This window comes from Planctomycetaceae bacterium, from assembly GCA_041398825.1.
Classification (GTDB): domain Bacteria; phylum Planctomycetota; class Planctomycetia; order Planctomycetales; family Planctomycetaceae; genus F1-80-MAGs062.
Map to the genome: position 1 here is coordinate 306439 of JAWKTX010000008.1, position 23396 is coordinate 329834.

Annotated in this window: 13 protein-coding genes and 1 tRNA gene; 5 read left to right on the forward strand and 9 right to left on the reverse strand. The window is 55.2% G+C overall.

Annotation, left to right across the window (positions count from 1 at the left end; all coding sequences use genetic code 11):
* Nucleotides 1-41: 41 nt before the first annotated feature.
* Together R3C20_16110 and R3C20_16115 are read right to left on the reverse strand one after the other, a co-directional pair.
* The gene (locus R3C20_16110; GenBank protein ID MEZ6042028.1) at nucleotides 42-3353 is read right to left on the reverse strand and encodes a UTP--glucose-1-phosphate uridylyltransferase; all 3312 of its coding nucleotides are present in this window, start codon (nucleotides 3351-3353) and stop codon (nucleotides 42-44) included.
* A 69-nt stretch (nucleotides 3354-3422) separates the two neighbouring features.
* Nucleotides 3423-4277 (reverse strand): hypothetical protein, encoded by an 855-nt coding sequence (locus tag R3C20_16115; GenBank protein MEZ6042029.1) that lies wholly within the window; start codon nucleotides 4275-4277, stop codon nucleotides 3423-3425.
* A gap of 544 nt (nucleotides 4278-4821) precedes the next feature.
* Here R3C20_16115 and R3C20_16120 point away from each other — a divergent pair.
* The 3 genes from R3C20_16120 (at nucleotide 4822) to R3C20_16130 (ending at nucleotide 10596) form a co-directional block, all read left to right on the forward strand.
* Nucleotides 4822-6342, forward strand: a complete 1521-nt coding sequence (locus R3C20_16120) for a hypothetical protein (GenBank protein MEZ6042030.1) — start codon at nucleotides 4822-4824, stop codon at nucleotides 6340-6342.
* Nucleotides 6343-6800: 458 nt separating this feature from the next.
* Nucleotides 6801-8105 (forward strand): hypothetical protein, encoded by a 1305-nt coding sequence (locus R3C20_16125; protein MEZ6042031.1) that lies wholly within the window; start codon nucleotides 6801-6803, stop codon nucleotides 8103-8105.
* Nucleotides 8106-8412: 307 nt separating this feature from the next.
* Entirely contained in the window at nucleotides 8413-10596 is a 2184-nt protein-coding gene (locus R3C20_16130) for a hypothetical protein (GenBank protein ID MEZ6042032.1), read from the forward strand.
* 132 nt (nucleotides 10597-10728) lie between these two features.
* On the opposite strand, the gene R3C20_16135 is transcribed toward R3C20_16130, so the two are convergent.
* From R3C20_16135 to R3C20_16155, 5 genes are all read right to left on the reverse strand, one after another.
* Nucleotides 10729-13038, reverse strand: coding sequence for an efflux RND transporter permease subunit (locus R3C20_16135; protein MEZ6042033.1), 2310 nt, complete (start codon nucleotides 13036-13038; stop codon nucleotides 10729-10731).
* A gap of 25 nt (nucleotides 13039-13063) precedes the next feature.
* Complete coding sequence (locus R3C20_16140) at nucleotides 13064-14113, reverse strand: amidohydrolase family protein (protein ID MEZ6042034.1); 1050 nt, start codon at nucleotides 14111-14113, stop codon at nucleotides 13064-13066.
* A 69-nt stretch (nucleotides 14114-14182) separates the two neighbouring features.
* Entirely contained in the window at nucleotides 14183-15469 is a 1287-nt protein-coding gene (locus tag R3C20_16145; GenBank protein MEZ6042035.1) for a redoxin domain-containing protein, read from the reverse strand.
* A gap of 175 nt (nucleotides 15470-15644) precedes the next feature.
* Nucleotides 15645-16682: an ATP-binding protein gene (locus R3C20_16150; protein ID MEZ6042036.1), complete on the reverse strand. Its 1038-nt coding sequence runs from the start codon at nucleotides 16680-16682 to the stop codon at nucleotides 15645-15647.
* Nucleotides 16683-16858: 176 nt separating this feature from the next.
* A tRNA-Ser gene (locus tag R3C20_16155) sits at nucleotides 16859-16943 on the reverse strand.
* A gap of 361 nt (nucleotides 16944-17304) precedes the next feature.
* On the opposite strand from R3C20_16155, the gene R3C20_16160 reads away from it, so the two are divergent.
* The gene (locus R3C20_16160; protein MEZ6042037.1) at nucleotides 17305-18864 is read left to right on the forward strand and encodes an altronate dehydratase family protein; all 1560 of its coding nucleotides are present in this window, start codon (nucleotides 17305-17307) and stop codon (nucleotides 18862-18864) included.
* Between the two features lie 162 nt (nucleotides 18865-19026).
* On the opposite strand, the gene R3C20_16165 is transcribed toward R3C20_16160, so the two are convergent.
* Both R3C20_16165 and R3C20_16170 read right to left on the reverse strand, forming a co-directional pair.
* Entirely contained in the window at nucleotides 19027-19386 is a 360-nt protein-coding gene (locus tag R3C20_16165) for a PilZ domain-containing protein (protein MEZ6042038.1), read from the reverse strand.
* 132 nt (nucleotides 19387-19518) lie between these two features.
* Nucleotides 19519-21243: a hypothetical protein gene (locus R3C20_16170; GenBank protein MEZ6042039.1), complete on the reverse strand. Its 1725-nt coding sequence runs from the start codon at nucleotides 21241-21243 to the stop codon at nucleotides 19519-19521.
* 311 nt (nucleotides 21244-21554) lie between these two features.
* On the opposite strand from R3C20_16170, the gene R3C20_16175 reads away from it, so the two are divergent.
* Nucleotides 21555-23345 carry a DUF885 domain-containing protein gene (locus R3C20_16175; protein MEZ6042040.1) on the forward strand — a complete coding sequence of 597 codons (1791 nt, stop codon included), beginning with the start codon at nucleotides 21555-21557 and terminating at the stop codon, nucleotides 23343-23345.
* Nucleotides 23346-23396 lie beyond the last annotated feature (51 nt).

A 23396-nucleotide genomic window follows, 5' to 3' on the forward strand; every position in this document is an offset into this window, starting at 1 on the left:
TGACACATTCACTGGATCCGTTCTGGAGTTTTGCCTGCTGCCTACCACTGGCACAGGGTTTCGACCTGAGCGGCAGAGCCGTCACGAAGCCAGCCATCCAGCTGAGCGGGATCTTTCAGTTGCTGGCCTCTTACTGTGGGGACAGCGATAAAGCGACTGTTCACGTCGCTCAGCGCGGTCATGTCTCCCCAGAGTTTTTCAAACTGTGATACGGGGAAGATATCTTCCTGACCATGTCCCCAGCGTTTCTTCACATCTTTCAGTGTGATGTAGGTTGGCATGCGGCGGCCGAGTTCCCGGATGGCTTCATCAATCCGCTTGCTGTCATTCAGGCACGAACGTGTCAGACCAAATGCGGTCAACAGTCGATCGATGTCAATCCAGGTCGACATGGAGTTGTACCATGACAATTTGAATTCTTCGTCCTCACGTGGCATCGCAAGGCCCTCAACCAGACGGACTCGACCATCGACTTTCGCCAGTCCGCCGCCGCGATCTTCCAGCCGCCGACTAATAACTTCGAACGACAGGTCGGCATTGGATTGAATGTGCAGGCCCAGGCAACCGGCATCCAGAGATGCTCCCAGTGTGTCGATGTTGTGCAACAACAGATACTTCAGCTGTGGTTGTTCGGCAAGAACATCTTTCAGCGTACCATTGCGCAGCAGGTTGGGAATTTCGTACCAGTGGCCCACCGGGTGCATGCATTGCCAGGGCAGATTGTCTGTGTAGTCTGCTGCTTCGCCTGCAGTGCGTGCCCAGTTGATCAAGGCCGCTCGCAGACTGATTTTGACTTTTTCCTTTTGTTGATCCAAGACTTGCTGAGCGACTTCTTCCCATGCGAACTGCAGATCGCGAACGGTTGGGATCATGCGGAGTCCAACCGAAGCTCCTCGGGAAACCTTTACGTTTTGACCGGCATACCGCTTTTCGACTTCATGTCGAATAGGAGCATCCGTCAAATAGCCGGTGGTCACAATGTGGACGGGCTGCCTGCCGAATTCTCGGGCTACTTTGCGAGTTTTAGCAAAGTGAATGTCCAGAAACGATCGGTACCTGCCAGCCATCCGGCAGAACGGATTCAGCGCCTTGACCACTCCCGCGCCTTGTGTCCATCGGCTGCCAACACCGGCGGCGAGCGTAATCACGCCGACTTCGCCATTCGAAAGTGCGTTTCTTCCGAGTTCGACGATGTCCGGTGCAATGGTTCGACGGGCATCCATGATGTCGGTGGCTGCCACATCTTCAATTCGAACGTTGCTGTGAAGACGGTTTTGCGAGAGTCCCAGTCGTCCGCTCTTCAGGTCTTCGCGCAGTTGTTCGTGGGCCACCGGATCGAAGCCGTTGTCACGCAGTAAATCCTCCAGCCTTCCGGATTGTTCTGCTTCTCTGGCTGTGGTGGGCAGTATGCGATTTATCAGACGCACGGCCAGATCTGAATGCTGTCCGGAACTGCCCGCGTCGCGACAGGCATTTCCAACGCGTTCGAGTTCTGATCGAACCATCGGTGAAAGCTCGCTGATCCCTTTCCGCAGCCAGGCGGGAACCATCAGCGCGTGATAGCCGATCGGAACATCACCATCGTGTCGGAGTTCGGCAAAGGTTCCATGATCGTTGATTGCAAAATCGTAGACGACCGGGTCCATCGCAAATGGAACGCTGGCTTCCATGCTTCGTTTCACCTCAACCATCTTCACCTGCAGCCAGTCCTGGGCTTCGCTGCGCACGGCCGGGTCAAAGATGAATCCCATCCCGCCGCCGGCCATGCCTCCCAGCATCCAGAATCCATGAAAATTCGAGCCGTACTTTGCCTGACACTCCTGAACGAGTCGTTCGGTGTAGGCGTTGCTGCACCAGGGGATGATGGCCTGCAGTGGTTCATGGAAATTGCGATGTGTGGCACGTCCGACACCAGGAATATCCCCGGCCTTCAGTGCTTTGGTGATGTCGTCCAGCAAACCGATTGCATCTTTGCGCGCCGCCCATTCGGCTTCGGATCGCAACAGATATTTCTCCGTCACCATTTCCAGAATTGGCCCGACGTTTTGAGCCATTCCGCCGTGAACAAGGACCAGACTGTCCTGCAGTCTCGCTCGTGTTTCCGCGCTGACTTCCTGCTGAGTGAACACGTGATGTTTTGGCATTAGTCGCCCGCGACTAATTCCGAATTCAGGATCATCCGCTTCTGCGATACTTCCCTGAATCAGCTTGATGCCTGGCCAAACGCCGCCTGAATCCTGCCAGCCTCCGCCCGAACCACCGATCCATTCTCCCAGGATCGCACGGGCGGCCACAATGCGGCGGTCCGATTCGGCAAGTTCCCCGGTCAGGGCCGAGACCTGCCCGGTAGCTCGCATGCAGATTGAAATCAATGATCCAAGAAGATTTGTCGAAACGGCCAGCCGCGATCCTTTCGGGATGTCGTTCACGCGACTCACAACTTCCAGACCCAGTCCCGGTCCGATCATCCGCGAAAACACGTCCGCGATTCTTCCGCCGCAACCTTCCATGCCCGGCGGTATGATCCCTGCGGCAATGATGGCACCTTTTAGTAGTCCCAGATAGTCACGGGCAAAGTCGAAGACTTCGTTGATGTTTTCAATTTCGACTCGGGCGTCCAGGTCGATACTGACCAGCCGAAGGACTGGTTCATCGATGACACGAAGGCTGCAGTCGATGGGTGGAACCGGCTTCTGATGTCGGCCACGGACAGCCAGATCCACCGAAGCGTTGATTACCCGTGCGCCTTCCGGAAAGTCCATTCCCAGAAAGAAGATGTCGCTCCAGCCGCTGTGCGAGAAGTCCATGCGGACGGCTGTTCGTTCGCGAAGAACCGGGTAGCCACTGATATCTTCACCCGTGCGCAGTAGCTCAGGGCGAATGCGCAGGGGAACGTCTTCGGGATGTCCTGTTCGAAACATCCACTGGTTGCCCCGGACCGTGCGCACGCTACGGCGAACCTGATCCGCCAGCGTTTGAAATGCCAGCTTGTGATAGGCTTCTGCCAAAGCACTGCTCAGCGTGATGGACGGTCCGTCCTGATGTTGTCGAGTCAGGAAGACGTCAATGGCTTCCGGGAAACGACGATTCAGCAGATGTTCATAGCCATTATAGGGGATGGTTCCGCATTCGCGTCCAGCCAGTTGACCCGGCATGTGAAAACGATGGATCGCGTAGAGAAAGAACAGGGCTCGAACACGTTCGTAAAGGTTATCGGCCCTGCGACGAAACGTGTCCAGCACTGCGCATTCCGCCAGTAATTGTTGAGCGGTCAGGTCGCTGCAGAAACGGTCCAGCGAAGCATCCCGGATGTTGGCGTCCGAGGATGTGATGATGTCGATGAGTGATGGCATGGCGAAGCGTGAAACCGAGAAGTGGTGAATGAACGGAGGAAGTCGCCGATCGGATCGCAGGGGCGTTTCTTACTGTCCGTTTCCGGATTTTAATGCCAGAAGATTGACCAGTTCCGTCAGGATCAGATCACGGTCTCGTCCGCTCAGAGAAATCGCCAGTTGTGCCAGCAACAGTCCGTACTTGTAACTGATGTTGTAACGCGATCCGGCAATTTCCAGGGCCATGTATCGTTCTGACTGTGCCAGTTGATTCAGTGAACCGGAGAGGTCAATGTTCTGCCCGTCAACCGCGGCGTCCAGATTTGCCTGCAACAGAGTCATGATCCCCGGAGTGAGCACATGCATGCCAAACATACAGAGGTAATAGCCAGCTCGATGCCCGGCAACAATCAGTCGCTGTTCTGCCACGGTCGGGGTCGGCTTTTCGATCACCGTATTCACTTCATACAGGTGATCATGCTGTGGAGCCGGACTGCCGCCGATCGTTCCGAAGTACACAATTTCATTTTCGCGAGTCGCCTGAACTGCGCTCACGGAGCATTCCTGCTGCCGGGCCACCTCGATCAGCTGCGCGGCGCAGTTGCGATCGGTTCTGCTCAGATACAAATGGTCGGACACCAGGTGCAGAAAGGAATCGTCTCCGACAAAGTCACGCGTTCTCAGGATTGCGTCACCGTATCCCCGTGGGTCTTGCTGTTCGAAGAATACCAGGCGAGAAGCGTGACCTCCGGCGGCGGACAGATACGGTTCGCTTTGACCCGGTCGAACAATAATGGCGATTTCATCGATTCCCGCGTCAACGATGTCATCCAGCGTCAGCCGAAGTGCGGCCCGGATCTCTCCGTTTCGATCGACCAGTGACTGCAATGGAAGTCGGGCGTGATGTTCACCTGCAGCGGTGATGACGGCCTTACGAATCTTCATAGTCTTCAGTATCCACTCAGGAAACGCTTTGTCGACTGGTGACGCGTTGGCGCGCTCAGTCCGTGTGATTTGATCCGTGCAGCATTCTCAGATCTCCGGTCGACCCAACGGTTCGAACCGGATTTTCAGAGGCTCTGCCAGTCAGAGAGCAGGTTCTGCAATTTGGATGCCTCTTCAGATTGCCGGACAATAAGTCATCGGCAGGTTGCGAATCGGCATCACACGTTGTCATCGAAGCTTCAGGGACCCACAAGTCAGGACAAACTGGTCTTCCTGTAAAACTGACAATCGTTGTAACATCTGCAAATCCTGCCGATTGATGGTTGGAGAAGCAATGTTTGCTGGTGTTTGTGCTGGCGAGTCGCAACCTGTTGTTTTCAAACGACTTGTGGAGCTGCTTGCCGGCTCTTCAGCGACTTTTCTGTCAATCGGCTCGATGTTTGCTTGCCAAGTGTTGCGTCGGCGAATGGATTTGCTGACAGGTCAAAAAGACCAAAGAAAACTTTGATATCTCACGCAAGGGACGAGCATGGAAGCTCTGAGAGTGCGAACGGTTCAATCTGCGCTGATGGCGACCGCTGTACTTGGTTTGTGGTCGTGGGCCTCAACCGAAGTGTGTCCTGCAGCAACGTGGCAGACTCGCAATTTTTCTGTCACTGCCGAAAGAGAAGAAACAGCCCGCAAGGTTGGCGAGCAGGCAGAACAGTACCGGCGCCAGCTGGCGGTCTTCTGGCTGGGTGCGCCACTGCCGAACTGGAGCAAGCCCTGCAAGCTTCGTGTTCGCGAGGGCGCTATGGGAGCAGGTGGCCAGACGACGTTTCAGTTTGTCCGGCGCGGTAAGCAGTCCGAAGTTATCAATTGGGACATGTACGTCCAGGGGTCGATGGAACGCATTCTCGATTCCGTTCTTCCGCACGAGATTAACCACACAATTTTCGCCTGCCACTTTCGCCGACCCCTTCCGCGATGGGCAGATGAAGGCGCTGCGACCCTGTTTGAAGATCGGTCCGAACAACTGAAGCAGCTTGCTCTGCTGAACGATGTCATCGACAACGATCGCGAACGCATCACGCTCAAGAATCTGCTGAGCATGACGGAGTATCCGGAAGGCATGCGTCCGATGCTGATTCTTTATGCTCAGGGCTATGCGCTCGCAGATTTTCTGGTGCAGCAGAAAGGGCGTAAGGCCTATTTGACGTTTCTGGCGGACGGTGAGAGCATCGGTTGGGATCAGGCGATTCGAAAGAACTTCGACCACGAAGGCGTTGAATCACTGGAACGAAACTGGCAGGGCTGGGTGCTTGCCGGTATGCCGCGTCTTGTCACACCGCGCGATCGAATGCTGGCCGGAGACCTTGATGGTTTCGACAGTGGCAGCAACACGCAACCTCTGCCTGCCTGGAACGAACCTGCGGTACCAAAGAGACGTTCGCTGGTCTCAGGCCGAAACACGGCCATCATCCGTTCGCAGAGTCCCGATGCCCCGGCGGCATCACGAGCAGGGTTACAACAAGTGGCAACATCACCGGCGGCACCGTCACAATCTGCACGGTCCGTTTCGGCACCACTGCATGTGGTTGAGCCTGTTTCCTCTGCAACGATAGCCCTGACGCCCGGGCCACATGGTGAAGAGATGCGATCGGCAAAACTCGATGGTCCCCGTCGAGCGTCGATCGAAGCGCCGGTGCCGGGGGTTTTGCTTCCGGGGGAACGACCATCACAGCACCGCGTCTCAGTGGCGATGCCTGAGGATTCATCCGCCCGTATTCTGGCGGCCCATCATCGCAGCGAATTCGATGAGTACCTGGACGAATTATTTGCGGGCAGTCGATCTGTCGCTGCACCGGGTTCTTCAACGCGCACCGCATCAGAATTGAACAGAAGATTTTCTCGACGAGAGCAATTCGAACCCACGACAGCGCCATTGAGTTCGGAAAGCAGAGTCGATTTGATGGAATCGTCCACCAGTCACTTTGAAAGCGTCCACCTCCCCAGAGAACGCAACGCGGCATCCGGCAGCACTCCTTCGTGGGCCGGATTCCCGGGGCAGAAGAAGTTGTTCTGACTTCGAGCGACAGGCGAAGCCATCACGCAATATGGCTTCCAGCTTGGCGATGTTCCTCCTCCTGCATCACCGAAACCTGTCACAGACACCCAGCGTTCCTGCTCGGGCGAGTCATCGATACCCGCAACGATGACTCGCCCGCTTTCCATTTCTCTTTCCACCGCATGACCCACGACAGCAGCGATTTGACCAGAAGAATTCCGGACATTCGGCTGAATTCCGTTTCCCAATGAATTCATGAGATCCGCAGGCAGGGTCGGATCGTTGAAGCCCGAACCTTGATTCCGGCTTCCAATCCCCCGTAAGTTTCAGGAGCCCGGAAGTCTTACGCGTCAGGGACTCCGATGAGCCAGCCTTGCATTCGATGTGGGTATGCCGTTGCAACCTCCCGCGATCTGCCGAATTCGGTTGCCGTCGTATGTGCGGAGTGTTCTTCAAAAAGTCGAAAACGCCTGCTGTTGGCTGGTGGAATCGGTCTGGTGGTTGCGGGGGTGGTAGTCGTGTTCCTGTATCGGGAGATTCGGCTGTCTGCTGTTCCGCGCATCAGGATGCCTTTTGCGGATATGCAGGCTGTGGATCGAATTCTGCCGACGGACAATGCATTCCGGGAATATGATGCGGCTTCCCTGACGGCGGAACCCAAAGGAGTTTTGGCACCACGGGATGACTGGAACTCTGTTCCGGAAGCGTGGCGAATCTGGCTGGAAGAAAATCGCTTCGCACTGTTGTTGATAGAAGCCGGTGCAGGAAGGCCTTCTGCCATGGTCTGCCTGCCGCACGAACAGACTTATACGTCGATGTTATCTGTGGCACATCATCGCAGTCTTCATAATCTGACTTTGCTGGAGGCTTCGCGATGTCGTGCCATCGGCAGGCATACGGAAGCCTGGCGCTGGTTACGTATAGCTTTTCGACACAGCCGGCATTGCGGGATGCATGCCATGCATCTTAATCGATTGATTGGGGCTGCATTTCATTCTCAAGCGGTGCAGGCAATCATGATCTGGTCGGAAAGCGCGGACGTGGATTCGGAATTCTTGCAACGGGCGTGGTTGGACATTCGCAAAGACTTCGCAATGACGCTCAGGCCGTCAGAGACTCTGTGCAATCAATACTATTTTGAAAGGAATACGTTTGAATTCCGGTTGCGGTCTTCAGGAGTGGAATTCTTTCGGCCCGAACGCAATCCTCAGAACCCGGTCAAAGCGTGGCTGGATTGTGAGCCGGAACGGGGCCTTCGCTTAATCGACCTTGTCTATGCGAATTGGCGGCAACAGATTGACCTGCCCAGGCGGGTACAGTCTCTGCTGCCGGGAAGTCAATTCGGACTGTTCGTGAATTCTGCAGACAAGGACAATCCCGTGGATGCAGAAACGCTGGAACGATGGTGTCTTTCATCGTCGGTTGCCCGGAATTTTCTGCGATACAATTCCGCGTTTCCAAAGAGCTTGCGTACAGAGAAGACTCTTCAGGGGTTGCTGGAAGTTTCGTTTGCGGCCAGGATCTACTTTCATCGAAACAGACGTTTTCCGGCAAGCCCCGGCGATCTGGAGCACTTGTTGCCTGATGGCTGGCCGGAAGATGCGACCTCTGATTCTCCGGAAGGCCTGAGTTATCGCTGCGAAAACGATGGCCTTTCTGCAGTGATCTGGTGTGCTGGCTACGATGGAGACAACGATGGCGGCAATATCGACACCCAGCCCAACGATGAATCGTACGATTTGGGCTTCCGGCTGAAGGCGTTGAACGCCAGAGGAAAATGAACGCCAGAGGAAGGGGAAGTCGAGGGTATCGGAAGTCCGGCGAGATGACCGCCGCGTCTTGCTTCCGTGCAGTCAAACTCCCGTGCAGTCAAAATCCAATACTGTCAATGGTGTGCGGGTTTGCAGAGGCCTGTTACGGCACGTTGCTGTTGGGGCTAATGCCGGAAATGACCTGCTCCGGCATTCTTTGGGCAATTCGCATGAAGAACGTTTCTGGTTCGCCCGGTGATGCGCCTACAATCTCCGCCCACGAGTGATCCTGCTTGTGCTGCACCGCATCTGAAATCCTAAGCCTGCCTTCCTGTCCATGTCCTTCCATTTTACAACCGCCACGCTGCTGACGACGATCATTGTATTGCTGATCGCGGGTGCGTGCTGCTGGATCAGCTGGAAGCGAAGTGGGTTTGCGAAACGCTTCGGTTGGCTCGAATTGCTGCGGTTCGCGATCGTGGTTGTCGTTCTGATCACGCTGAATCAGCCCGAAGTGACTCGACGGTTTGTTCCTGATGAACGCCCGACCATCGTTGTCCTGCACGATGTTTCGCAAAGCATGCAGACTCGCGATGTGGTGACCGAAACCAGTGAAGCCAGGTCGCCGGATCGAAGACGGGAGCTTGTTGATCGATTGATTCAGCCGGAACGATGGTCTGCGGCCGAAGGACGCGTCGACATTGTGTTCGAACCGTTCAGCTCGTCTCTGGCCAATCCTGAAAAGGCAACAGATCTGAACAGTGCATTGATTCTGGCTTCCGAACAGCACACCAGTTTGCGTGGCGTGGTGTTGTTGTCGGATGGTGACTGGAATCTCGGCAGCGCGCCGCATGTTGCTGCGACGAGTTTGCGCATGAAGAAGGTACCAGTTTTTGCTGTTGGAATTGGCAGCGAACAACGCCTGCCCGATGTTGAACTCACGGGCCTGGATGCACCGACATTCGGCGTGATCGATAAGAATGTTCGCGTGCCATTTCGGCTGATGAACTGGCTTCCCCGGGATCTGGAAACGGTCGTCACGCTTACCGGAACGGATGGGGCAGAAATTGAAAAGCGAGTTCGAATTCCGGGCATGGGTCAACTACAGGACACCATCGAGTGGCGTCCGGCGAAGACGGGCGATTATGAGCTGACCCTGAAACTGCCAGTCGATGACCGCGAAGCTGTGGCGGACAATAACGAGCTGTCGTTTCCAATCACGATCCGCCAGGAAGCTTTGAAAGTGCTGATTGTGGAATCGTATCCGCGATGGGAGTATCGCTACCTTCGGAACGCGCTGGAACGTGATCCCGGTGTTGAAGTGAATTGCCTTCTGTTTCATCCCGATCTGGAAGGTGTGGGCGGGGGGCGCGGGTACCTGGAGACGTTTCCGGATGAGAATCAGTTATTTGAATACGATGTCGTTTTTCTGGGAGACGTCGGGGTCGATTCACAGCAGCTGACGGTTCAGAACTGCGAGCTTCTCGGACAACTTGTCCGAAGTCACGCAGGCGGGCTGGTGTTTTTACCTGGTTTTCGGGGCAAACAATTATCGCTGCTGACCACTGAACTGGAAGAGCTGTATCCGGTGGTACCGGATGAAGCGCAACCTCGGGGAGTTGGTAGTTCGCGTCCTGCCCGGTTTGCGTTGACCGAAGCTGGCCGGCGCAGTCTGCTGACGCGACTGGAAGCCGACGACGACGGCAACGAACGCATCTGGCGGGATCTGCCGGGATTTCAGTGGTATGCGGCTTCGCTGCGAGCCAAGGTTGGCACGGAAGTTCTGGTGACACATGACGCCGACACCACCAAGTATGGTCGGATTCCGCTGATCGCGACACGGCCTTCCGGAACGGGCAAAGTGCTGTTCATGGGGACAGACGGCGCATGGCGATGGCGCAAAGGTGTGGAAGACCTTTACCACTATCGATTCTGGGGGCAGGTTGTCCGCTGGATGGCGTATCAGAGAAACATGTCGCAGGGTGAACGCATGAGGCTGTTCTATTCCCCCGATCGTCCGGAAGCGGACAACGTGTTGACACTGAACGTGAATGCGATGACAGACGCTGGAGAACCACTTCGTGAAGGTCGCGTCACTGTGCATGCCACGTCTCCATCGGGCCACAGTGAGACAATTCGACTGAAGGCCGCCTCGAGTGATTCCTGGGGCCTGTTCACGGGGACTTTCGTTCCCGGAGAAGGAGGCGTCTGGAAGCTGGTGACTTTGTGCGAAGAAACCGGTGCGACGCTGGAGACAGATGTCTCCATTCAGGGGCTGGAACGTGAACGCATCGGTCAGCCCGCACGTTTTGATGTCTTGAGGGAAGTTGCAGAAATCAGCCGCGGTCGAGTGGTGGACGCGAGCGACCTGTCGCGTTTGGTTGACGATATCGCTCAACTCCCTGAACCGGAACCCGTCATTCGTCGGGTTCGCATCTGGAGCCACCCACTCTGGGGGGCACTGATCGTATTGATGCTGGGCGCCTTCTGGACCGGCCGAAAACTGGCCGGGCTGGCGTGAAATTTTGACTGCGGCGGCGAAGTCTGAGGCTTGTCGCTACCGAACGATCAAGTCTGTCGAACGATCAACTGCGTGACGGTGGATGCTTCACAGCGGACTTCGATTTGAATGTGCGCTTGTTCGGGTGAGTCATCAATTCTGTTCAGTCGGAGTCTGGTCGACGGCTTTCCTCGGCGCGAAGCAGGACAGCATGGCAGGCAGGATGATCAGATCGCCGAACAGCGCGGCGGCGATTGTCAGTCCACCCATCGTTGCAAAGATGTGATGATCGCGTGAATCGCTGAAGGCTACGGTTGAAAATCCGGCGACGAGTACCGTCGTTGTCATCACCAGTGCGACTCCGACACCGGTGAATGCTTTGCGAATGGCAGTGTCCAGGTCGGGCGCGAGCCGACGTTCTTCTTCGAAACGCGTCAGGAAGTGGATTGTGTCGTCAACGGCGATGCCAAGGCAGACTGTGAATGCACAGACGCTGACCATTTCCAGGTTGTAGCCGGCAAGGACAAGCCATGTTCCCGCAACAGCCAGCGGAAACATATTTGGCACGATGGAAATCAGACCGATGCGAAGTGATCGGTAGGCCAGCGCGAGTACGAACAGAATGATGATGGATGCTGTGCCCAGGCTGGCGGCCAGATCCACCACAATCTGGTACAGATTTTTCCATCGCCAGATGGCGTTGCCTTCCAGTTTAATGGTGAAATTCGGATGCAGCGCTGCGATATTCTTCAAGCCGTCTTCGATCCTGGAGAAGACAGGGCCAAACTTGGCAATGCCCACGTCCTGCACCCGGAACGTGACTTTTGCGTACTGTGTTTCGGGGATGAAGAAGGCACGTTTCAACGGTGGCGGAAGCAAATCGATCATTGACATGCGATCTTCCGGCGGTCCTTCGCCTGGAAGCGCATCCACGAGATTGCGAATTGAAAGTGGGAACCCAATCATGGGTTCGGAATGCAGCAGGTCATCTACTTCGATCAGCACGCGCAGAATCTCGGGATCATCCTGCTGGATCTGTTCGTTCCAGGTTACATCCACCTGAGCGAACTCAAGCCCTCCCAGCACGTTGTCCATATGGCTGAGAGCCTGGTAGGCTTCACTTCGTTCAGGCAGAGAATTTGCACGGCGTTCATCCGGCCGCAGCGTCAGGGAGACAGCGATCAGCAGCACCGTTGCGGCGATTCCAGCCAGACTGACCGGGCGAGGGTGTTTCAGAACCCATTCCACAAGTTCGCCAATTCGGGTGAGGTTCTTGTCGATCAGGCTTTTGTCGTGCCCAACGTGAATGTTGCGACCAATCCACGTGGAGCAAACCAGCGGGATGATGGTGACCACCGCGATGAATCCCAGAAGCACACCAACCACACTGCAGATTCCGAAATCCTGCACCCATGAATGGTGCGCCAGCACCAGAGATCCCAGTCCAATCGCTGTGGTGAGCGATGTGAGCATACAGGCCATGCCCACCTGATGCAGTGCGGTGCGAGCGGCCTGCCGTTCGCTGAGTCCGGAGGCTCGCAGCTTGCGAATCTGAACCATCAGGTGCACACCATCGGTCAGGCCTACCAGACTGACAAGCACCGGGAGTATGACATCGTTGAAGGGATTGTCCTGCAAATCGAAGTATCGAATAAAGCCCAGTGTCCAGAACACACCTGCGATGGGCGCGAGCGATACGATCAACACGGCCCGAAAACCGCGGAACAGGATGACAGCCATCAGGCCAATCACGCCGTAGCCAATAATCTGATACTTCAGCTGATTGTCATGGTGGGACTGCATGGCTGCGATGAATGCCGGGGTTCGTCCCGTGACCTGAAACTTTGCTTTCACCTCAGGAAAATCAGCCGCCGCCCTTTCCGCCGCTTGTCGCAGCTCGATCGTGCACTGCTCATCGCTGCGTACGAAATCCCAGTCGAAGGTCACCAACAGCAGCATGGTTGTGCCATCGGCGGAAAGAAGCTGCCCACCGACAAGCGGATGCTGCATCGCCTTCTTCTGCGCGGCGGCAAATCGTTCGACTGATGCTTCAGAGCGGGGAAACAGGGGTTCATTCAGTCCGAAGATGTTCAGAATCGGAACACGATCCATCCAGAGAATGGATCGAACGTAGTCCAGTTCCTCCAGCGATTCGACCACGTGCCGCATTGCCTTCGCACCCTCCGGCGTGAAGAACTGCGATGACTGCACCACAATCACGGCGTCAGAATCCGACAGGCTGACCGGGTCAACTTTGGGTAATGGGCGCGGTTCAGCTGCAGCGGTTGCATTGTCAGTGGAAACTGTCTCTGCAACGTCCGGGGAACTGACGAATAAGTCACGCACCAGTCGAGGGTTGATGTAGCCAACGATTGCGATACCAGAGATGACCAGCACTGCTGCAGCGGTAATCGCGCGATGGTCCACGGTCCAGACCATCAGTCGGTCGAAAGCAGATTTCATATCACATGTTCAGTAAGAGATAGAATCATGCAGCATCGGATAATCGATAGATTCGCCGTGCGTTCTGGTGCCAGAGTTTGTTCTTGTCTGCGACAGATCGCTGCATGGTGATTGTTCGCAGTGTCGAGACCCATTCGGCAAATGTTCCGCCCAGTCGGCAAACGGGCCAGTCGCCGCCGAAGACCACGCGGTCTGGCCCGAATGCGTCCAGACAATGGTTGATGATGGGACTCAGGAGCTCTACCTTGTCCTGCCCCTGTTTCACAGATGCGATGACACCCGAAATTTTGCAGCTGAGATTAACGCACTTTGCCAGATCATCGATATCGCGTTTCCATTGATCCGCCGAATGGCCCGATGGGCCTGCCGGACTCTGATCTTTGGATTTCTGAAAGGCCTCGGGCCTGGCATTGCCACAATGATCCAGCACGAACTGTGTCTCCGGGCACTTCTGAGCCAGTTTGACAGCATCTCCGATTTCTGCCGGGCGCATGCACAAATCGTAACTCAACCCCATTTCGCCGAGTAAATGCATCGACCGGATGAACTGTTCGTGCAAACACAATCCGCGGGGCGTTGTGCCGGGGTGCAACACCTGCCGCACTCCCTTGATGGCCGGCTTGTCCGCGAATTGCCTGATGAAACTGGCGAACCCCTCCGAATCCGGACGTCCTGAGATGATGGCTGCTTTGGTTGGAGTCCTGCCGTTCGCGATTTGCGCCAGCAGCAGGTCGGCTTCTTTCTGCTGATCATCCGGGTGGACGTCAATCTCCATATAGACGCATTGATCAATGGGGAGTCCGGCCGTAGCAGTGGCGTATTCTTCGTTATGAAATCGTTGTCGCAATTCTTCTGGTGCAGATTCCAGCCACGGTGTCCTGAGTTGTTTCAGGTCCCACAAATGCTGATGGGTATCAATGATGGGGATGTGTTCGTCCGGGGATTGCGTTGTGCCAGAAATGGCGGCGGCGGCTGAAGAGAGCCCCTGTTGGCCTGCAGCTGTGGTTGCCATGGCCGCGACAGCAGTAGTCAGCCAGTTGCGACGTGAAATGTGGCTGGACGATCGATGATTCATCACGAAGGGCTCCGGAAATTGTGACGAAGGGACGGCTTTCAGGGCGAGAAACGATTGGCGTACTCGATGCTACTGGCCGCCAGTCGCCTTTGCGACTTCCGCCTCGTACTGAACAAGGGACTGTTGATAATCGGCCTGGTCCGGTGCGAGTTCAACGGCTTTCTTCTGCCACTTCACGGCTTCAGGCCAGTTCTTCTGCTCCGCATAGACTCTGGCCAGCGTTTCGATGATGGATGCATCGTTGTTCTGTGTCAGTTCGGATGCACGTTTTGCAGCCGCCAGAGCAATATTCAGATCGGTTGTCCGGCCGTCTTCCAGAGTCGCCATCAGCCACGCAACCTGATTCAGCATGTCGGCGTCATCGTTGAAATGCTGCATCAACTCCGTGGCGTATTCTGAAACAGCGATTTGATCTTTACCACACAGCAGAATCTGCAGTTTCAGCATGCGGATATTGTCGCTGTCAGGAATTGACTCGAGGATCTTGTTCAGACTGTTTACGGCTTCCGAAGTTTCTCCGGATGACATCGCGTTACGCAGCACGGGCATCAGTGGCATCAGAGCCGCATCTTCGGCCTGGGTTTGCAGAAAGTCATTTCGAACAGATTGCACATCCCACTTGCGTTCAACAACCTGTTGCAGAACATCATCCATTCGTGCCGGATGTCCGATCCATTCAATAACGCCAGTCTGCCCAACAATAAATGCGGTTGGAATTCCGCCCTGTCCAGCTGCCACCATATAGGTTGCATTTGTCTGCTTCAGGTCGTCCAGTGCGATCCGATAAGTGATCACATCATTCCACGTCCGTCCGTCAGGAGATTTCTGCTCCAGGAACTCCTGAACGGTTTCCAGGTCTTCGTCGGTAACCCCAACGAAGCTCACCTGGTCTCCGTACTGATCCTGAAGCTGACTCACGTGTGGCATGCCCTGACGACATGGGCCGCACCATGTTGCCCAGAATTCGACCACGTAAACCTTACCGGGTTCAAAATCAGGAATGGCATCGCCTTTGGCCCATTTGGAAATCGTCAAAGGAGGTGCGGCATCACCGGGAATGAGTTGCTGTATGTCGGGCAGCAGGCGAGCAGAATCTGCGCCTCCGCCTGGCAGAATCTTTTCCATGGGAACACTGTCGACGGTGACTTCCCCATCGACACTCAGTTCAACCGAGTGCACCGACCGTGGCGCTAAGGGGACCTTCGTGACTTCAGTGCTGGTCGATTCGGTTGTTGGACTATCGTTGCAACCCATGATCATCGAAACGATCAGAAAGGCCAGGCAGCTCATCTGATGCCGGAGAACGGCTCTGTTGTGGCTGATCTTGTTTGTATGACTGTGCCGGGCTGAATCCATGATCCGCATCCGTTCTGTTTTGAATTCGTTGGGAAAAGAACTGTCGTCGCCTCCGACCGATGCATCGTATCCGCCAGAACCTCTTCGTCCAGCGGGCTGCTGCGAGAGTCTCCAACGTTTCCTCCGTGGAAATGAATCACGTGACACGATGAACACAACAAATCGGGAAATTCCGCTAGTCTGCCCGCAGGGATTTCTGTCGACAGTAGTCTGAAAGCAAGGGCTGGATTCGTTCGGCAATTGTGTGCTGAAGCCCGGGCATATCCAGCATTTGCCGAGTGGGACCGGCAAATCTGGCGTCACGCATGATGGTGTGTATCAACAGGATTTGCGGCTTCCAGCCTGCAGTGCGCAGGGCGTGAGTAAAGGCCGTCTGGTGAGTTCCTCCGGCGGGAGTTTTCTGATAGTTCACCCAGGAACAGCAGTGTGTGCTGTTTTCGGCGTACCCAACTGCAGCCGCGTGAATCATCATGTCATCAAACGATTCCTGCATAGAAAATGCTGGCCGGTCGCCCCAGCGATCATTTACCGTCGATGTCTCTAACAGACGCCGTGCAAGATCTGCAAGACCTCCTGGCGCGTGGAACAGCTGTTTGTTCAGGGAAATTCGAATGCCCGGATAAAGGAAGCAGGCCTCTTCCAGCATCTCCCCGAGACGGGTCGGATCAATTCGTGTGTCGTTGAAGATATCCGGGTCGGGCTCCAATCGAATCTCAGTTCCGCGCCCCGATCCGGTTTCGATCACACGGGGAGGTCCCTGCGAGTCCCCGGCAAGAAACGTCTGCTGCCAAAGCTGTCCTGACCGCCAGGATTGACACACAAAGTTTCGTGCCAGGACATTGGCAGCAACCACTCCAACTCCACGCAGGCGATGCAGATGAACATGTGGCGCATGACCATCTACCGAAGCGCTGTGATGAAGACTGGTCAGATAACTGGATGCCAGCGACTCGTATCCCTCCGGACCAGGCATTTCGAACGGCAATCCTGCACCATCATCGCGGACGGTCAGGCTGCGTCCGTCCGGTTGCAATTCGACATCAATGAATGTTGCGAATCCCTGTAGCACCTGATCCAGACTGTTGGAAACGACTTCACTGATCAGATGCAGTAGTCCCGGTTGCTGCACATCGCCGACGTACATAGCTGGCCGTTTTCGAATATTGATGCGAGTCGTGCCCGCATCCGGAACGGTCCACAAGTGATCGGGCATGATGCTAATTCCGGGATGTCGTCGTGTCTGAAGCAGTCACTTTCCACGACATCATCTTACGCAAATTCCTGCAAAACAGAACACACCGGCACCCGGATGTCGCCAATGTGTTCATGCACCAATATGGCGCTCGGCGTTCTCTGAATCATGATGGATCGAATCAGAAAACTGCTGAGCGGAAGCCGTGAGACTCGAACTCACAAGCGGGTGAACCCGCCACCTGTTTTCAAGACAGGGCCCTCATCCAGCCGGGTGACTTCCGTAATGTCGTGATCTGTTTTTCGCGTTCGTGCTGAATTTCCTGCGCTTGCCCCGATCTTTCCTGATGCAGGTACTGGTGATGGAAAGACGGTGTTGAAAGGCGAGTGATACCAAGCCATGTCATGCAATGCCCCACGGCTTGCGGGCGTTCCAGTTTGACACGCAGCTTTCGATTCAGGTTCGTGGAAGTCTGCTGTCCGTGTTGATCACAATTCTTTGTTGCCCCGGGTTCCGGTCGCGGAAAGGGCAATTTCAAACAAGATGATTCATGACGACACGGTTTCCTTCCATCTGAATGATCAGACCGACATACTCCGCGTCCCTGCTTCGTTTCGCTTAATTTCTTCGCTGGACAATATCGTTGAATCAGCTTCAAAAACTGTTGCGACTTCATCCGTCAGACAATGTGGCCGTCGCTCGAGTCGCTATGGCAAAAGGTGACCACGCAGAATACGACGGCGGCAGCGTCGTTCTGGAGGATGCCATCCCTGCCGGTCATAAGGTTGCCATTCGGGCCATCGCGCAGGGTGAAGCGATTCTGAAATATGGACAGCCAATCGGGCAGGCATCCGAGTCTGTCGCCGTGGGGCGGTGGGTTCATGTTCATAATGTGAAGGCGTCGCGCGGTCAGCAATCGTACGAATTCTGTACCGAGATTACGTCGCCGCCAGTGCCCACAGAGCAACGGACCTTCATGGGTTATCGCCGCAGGGATGGGGGCATCGGAACAAGAAACTACATTGCTCTGCTGAGCACTGTCAATTGTTCGGCCACGACGGCCCGGTACGTGGCTCAGGAATTGGCGCGAACTGATCTTTCGGATTTTCCAAACGTCGACGGCGTCGTTCCTCTTGTCCACAAAGGAGGATGTGCGTTTGCTTTTGATGGCGAAGACCACCGCCAGTTCAATCGGACTCTTGCAGGCTTCGCAACACATCCGAACTTTTCTGCGAATCTGATTCTGGGGCTTGGTTGCGAAACAGCGCAGGCAGGGCATCTTCAGTCGCAGTACGGTCTGGTGCAACTTGGGTCGGGCAGCCGCAGCAGTGGTTCAGCACCGGACGGCAATCCTCTGGTTCTGAATATTCAGGAGGAGGGCGGTGTGCGCCGGACTGTCGATCGCGCTGTTGGTCTGCTGAGAGAACTGCTGCCCGAAGCCAACAAGGTTCATCGCGTGGAGATCCCGATCTCGGAATTAAAGGTGGGTCTGGAATGTGGTGGCAGCGATGGTGCCAGCGGAATCACGGCCAATCCGGCTCTTGGTTACGCCAGTGACCTGTTAGTCGGCCACGGTGGTACCGCAATTCTTTCAGAGATTCCGGAAGTTTACGGTGCCGAGCATCTGCTGACGCGAAGAAGTATTTCGCGTGTTGTTGCTGACCAGTTGCTGGAACGAATTCACTGGTGGGAAGAATATGCACGGCGGCATGGTGCAGCCATCGACAACAATCCTTCCGTTGGAAACAAGAATGGAGGACTGACCACCATTTTCGAAAAGTCGCTGGGAGCTGTGGCCAAGGCGGGTACGACTCCATTGCGGGCCGTCTACAAGTATGCAGAAACCGTTGTTGAGCGTGGATTTGTGCTGATGGATACGCCCGGTTTCGATCCGGCATCTGTCACGGGGATGGTTGCAGGTGGTGCTCAGGTTGTTGTATTCACCACCGGCCGAGGCAGTTGCTTCGGTTGCAAGCCCGCGCCCACTATCAAGGTGGCCACCAACACCCCAATGTTCAATCGAATGCGTGACGACATGGACATCAACGCCGGTTCCATTCTGGAAGGTCGCCGACTCGAAGATGTTGGTCGTGAGATCTTCGAAACGATTATCGCCACGGCTAGTGGCCAGCCGACGCTCAGTGAAGTCCAGGGAATTGGCGATGAAGAATTCTGTCCCTGGGTTCCCGGTCCGATCTTTTGATCAGACGGCCGGCAGGAAACCGCAAATCTGTCAGACGCGGAAGTCCGACCAGCCAGCGAAATCGGCGAGGGGTTGTGAAATGGAATTCACTCGAGTCAGCAACTCGGCCCGCTGCTTTCCGGAAGCTGGTCGTTCCGCAATCTCACGAAGTCTGCAGGAAACTCAGGAATCTGCACCGTCGGAGTTGGTGAGGAAGGACCCGCCGCTCATGAACATCCCGTTGTCGCAGGGGTTGCACCATTCGATACGAACGTTGTACTGAAATTCACGAGTTTCGCTGGCCATGCGGACGACAACGTCTCCGGGTGTGAGTGACCCGCGGTGGAGCAGACCAATACCGGTCCGACTGATTTCCCGCGTCATAGCAGAAATTGTATTGCCGCGGGACGTGCGGATTTCAGCGGGAACGGACAGTTCCAGTCGTTCGTTCGTGCGAACATTTGAAACGTTGGTCTTACCAATGCTTTCCAGAACAATTCGCAATTCGTCGATGGTCGGCCGACTCCAAGGATCCTGTGTCACTTTCGTTTCCCCTGAAAACAATTGCTGTTGTGCGGCCCTTCCCGCATGGCATCATCAGGAACCTTAGTTCGCTGAATTCAACACGCTGGCAAAACCGTCCAGGAAACAGGGCAACCAGGTAGGGAACCAGTGTCAGACTTGCGACTGAGTCGGCTTTTTCCGGCCGGGTGCGAAGAGGAGGAACAGCACGATTATTCCGCCTGCAGCAAGTCCCCACGATCGTGCCGTCATTCTCGCGAACAATCCGCCGGTTCGAATGACCTCTGGAGCCTGTGCGGCGACAACATCCGTTGCGTCAGCCAGATCGACCGGATGAGAGGTCGTAAAAAACGGATCGGATTCAAATCCCTGTGTCGCTGAGCTGCGAGTGAGACTTGCCGTCTGAATTGCTGGTGTCTTGAGCAGATGGCCGGAAGTTGCTGGCTTCAACGGCGGGGTTTCGATGGGCAGTGCAGCTGTTGCTGACTGGAACGAGTTTGAATGCTGCAGCCCCGGGACAGACAGATCTCCGTAGTGAGCAGTCGTTGACCGGTTCGATGGCTGCTGGACCGGGAATGAACTCCGCGAAGGGGCATTCAGATTCATCTGAGCGGGTTGTGAATCGCCGTTGGACCACCAGTTTGTTTCTTCTTCCGTCTTTGGATCCTGCTTCCATTCAAACCCGGTTGCATCCGTCAGCGGTTTAGCCGCAGTCTGGTCAACGGAAGCAAACAGGTCGTTTGCCTTGGCTGAATTTTGCTGCATCGAATCCGCAACGACCGGCTTTCGTGGCGATTCAATGAATGATGGATCGAACCCGAATGGATCCGATTCGATGTTCGATTCACCCATGTTTGAATTCATGTCGAACGATGAATCGCCACTCGTCCGCGGTGTCGCGTCGGCCAGCAGGGAATCGAATGCTGAGTGTTTCGAATCTGCCGTTTGAGTTCCTGCGTGACTGTTCATTGCTGGTTTGGCGGTGTCCGGTCGGTCCTGAACAAGGCCAGCGAACGCATCGAACTCATCGCCAGCTCTGCTCGACGATGGCTTGGATGCGGAGACGAGTCGAGTCGAAGGCTCTGAATCGACTGGGTGACCATTGCGTGCCAGGAACGCCTGCAACGCATCTGCTGGATTGGCGCTGGTTTCCCCGAATGCAGCGGATGCCTCAGTTTCTTCGACGTTCTGCCGGGTCTGAGTTTCGATGCTGGCGAAAGTATCTTCACTCAGATCCGGTTGAACCCGGTCTGTCCTGATTTGCGAGCCAAACTTTTTTTCTGCATCCTCATTGATGAACGCCGCAAACGAATCGTCTCCCCGGGGCAAATCCGCGTTGGGATCGGATGCTTCCGATGCTTCGGATGCTGCAAATTGAGCCGCGAGGTCTTCGAAGTCGCCGCTGGCATCTTTCGAGTCTGCGACAAGCTTGTTGAACTCATCGGTCAGCGCGTCGTCAGCTTCCGCGACTCTTGACTTCTTCAACTCCTGCAACGCAGTGCGTTCCTGTTCGAGCTTCTTTTCCAGCTCAGCGAGGTGTTTCTCTTCGGCAATCCGATTTTCATCGACAGTCTGGTTTTCCAGCTCCAGGAACGGATCCGATTCGACGGGACCTTTGCCTGTCATTCGGGCCAGCAATCCGGACAGAGGGCCTTCCTTCACTGGCTGCTCCGGCTCTTCAACAGTGCCATCCGCCAGTAAAGCCTGTCGTTCGGCCTCCTGTCGTTCGGCTTCCATTTCAAGCTCTTCGATCGTTTTGTAGTCCGATTTTGGAGTCATCGAAAACATGTTGGCCAGCCGGCTTCCCGCACAGCCAGCGCCGGACGTGAGCAACAGTACTGCAAGGCTGCCATGAGCCAGTTTTCTGGAAGGTCGCATACCGATTCACCCTATATTCAGGAGTTGGTCACTCAGGAATCACGGATTGGAAGTGCTGAATGAGCCCGACAGTTCGTATCGGCTGGAACAATCACCCCTAAGAAACGGAAGCTAACGGTTCGAACGATTCTGGCCGTCCTGATGCTTCAAACTCCGGGTTGTTCCGATTCCGAAAACCTGGGGGTTTGCGGTGAGTTTGCTGACACCGGATCATCCGAAATCACGGACGATGTCGGCAATCCGACAAAAATGACTCAAGTGTGAACCCGACAACGGTACGAACCTGGCGGGATGTTCGAAGGCTGCGCAAAATGCGATCTCTGGTGACCGTCCTTCTTGTTCTGCTCTGCGGGCACGGAAATCGCACCCTCGTTTCGCCGCCAGCTTCTGCCTCGGAATCTTTGGTCGATGCGAATTCCGCACGCCTTCAAACGCTTTTTCGAAGCGAATGGGAACGCGTCCTGAAGGAACACCCGGACTATGCTTCGGAGCTCGGTGATCGTCGGTACAACACGCGATGGCCGGATGTTTCTTTACCGGCCATGCAGGCCGCTGATCGGGCGTCCGCGGAAGCTCTGACCGAACTTCGATCCATCAATTTCGAAAGCCTGAACGCCTTAGATCGGCTTAACTACCGTTTATTTCAGCGGCAATATGAAACCGAAATTGCCGAGCGGAAGTATCGTTTGTATCTCATGCCCCTCAGCCAGCGAGGGGGCATCCAGGATCAGAATCGACTGACTGACCTTTTGAAGTTCGAAACCATCCGTGACTACGAGGACTGGATTGCCAGGCTGAATGCGTTTCCGGCGTATCTGGCACAAACCATGGCGTTGATGGGGCAGGGAATTCGCGAAGGGATGCTGCATCCGAAAGTCGTCATGCAACGCGTGCCGAATCAGATTCGCAAACAGATTGTCAGCCAACCGCAGGACAGCCTCTTTTTCAAGCCATTCCGGAGTTTTGTTGTCGAGCTTACAGACGCGCAAAAACAACGACTCCGCACACAGGCTGCCACAGCAATTCAGGAACGAGTCATCCCGTCTTACAGGGCATTCCTGGAGTTCTTCGAACAGCAATATCTGCCGGCCAGCTACGATCACGCGGGATGCTGGCAGAGGCCCAACGGCCAGGAGATGTACCGACATCTGGCGAAGCGATATACAACCACGGATCTCACTCCGCAGCAGATTCACGAAATCGGTCTCTGTGAAGTCGCTCGCATTCGGAAGCAAATGGAAGTCATTCAGAAGCAGGTGGCATTTGAGGGTTCGTTCCGGGAATTTCTGACTTACCTGAGAACAGACAGGCAGTTTTACTATTCGACGCCTGATGAACTGTTGGCCGCGTATCGTGAGTGCTGCAATCGCATCGACCCTCAACTACCACAGCTGTTCATTCACCTGCCTCAAACCGGATACCAGATTGTTCCCGTTCCGACTCAGATGGCTGCCGATACGACAACCGCTTACTATCAACCTCCATCTTACGATGGTCGTCGTCCGGGGACTTACTATGTGAATCTCTATCGTATTGAGACCCGGCCAAAATTTGAAATTGAAGCGTTATCCCTGCATGAATCTGTCCCCGGACATCACCTGCAAACAGCATTGGCGATGGAAGTGAAGAGTATGCCCAATTTTCGGCGATATGGCGGGCAGACGGCATTCATCGAAGGATGGGCTCTTTACAGCGAGAAGCTCGGTGAAGAAATGGGCTTCTATCAGGATCCCTATTCACGATTCGGGCAATTGACCTATGAAATGTGGCGCGCCGTACGGCTGGTTGTAGATACCGGGATGCACAGCCTGAAATGGTCACGGCAGCAGGCGATCGATTTTTTCGCGGCCAACACCGCCAAAAGCCTGCTGGACATCGAGAACGAAGTGGACCGGTACATTGCGTGGCCCGGTCAGGCGTTGGCCTATAAAATTGGAGAGCTTCGTTTCACTGAGCTCCGAAAACGGTCAGAAGCAACCTTGGGAGATCACTTTGATGTCAGAGAATTTCATGACATCGTGCTGCGCAATGGTGCAGTGCCGCTGGATATCCTTGAAGAACAAGTCGATGCATGGCTTGCCGAAAAGGCGACCACTGAATGAATGTTGACTCTACCTGTCGTGCTGGCCGGTGTATTGTACTGGCCGGTGCGC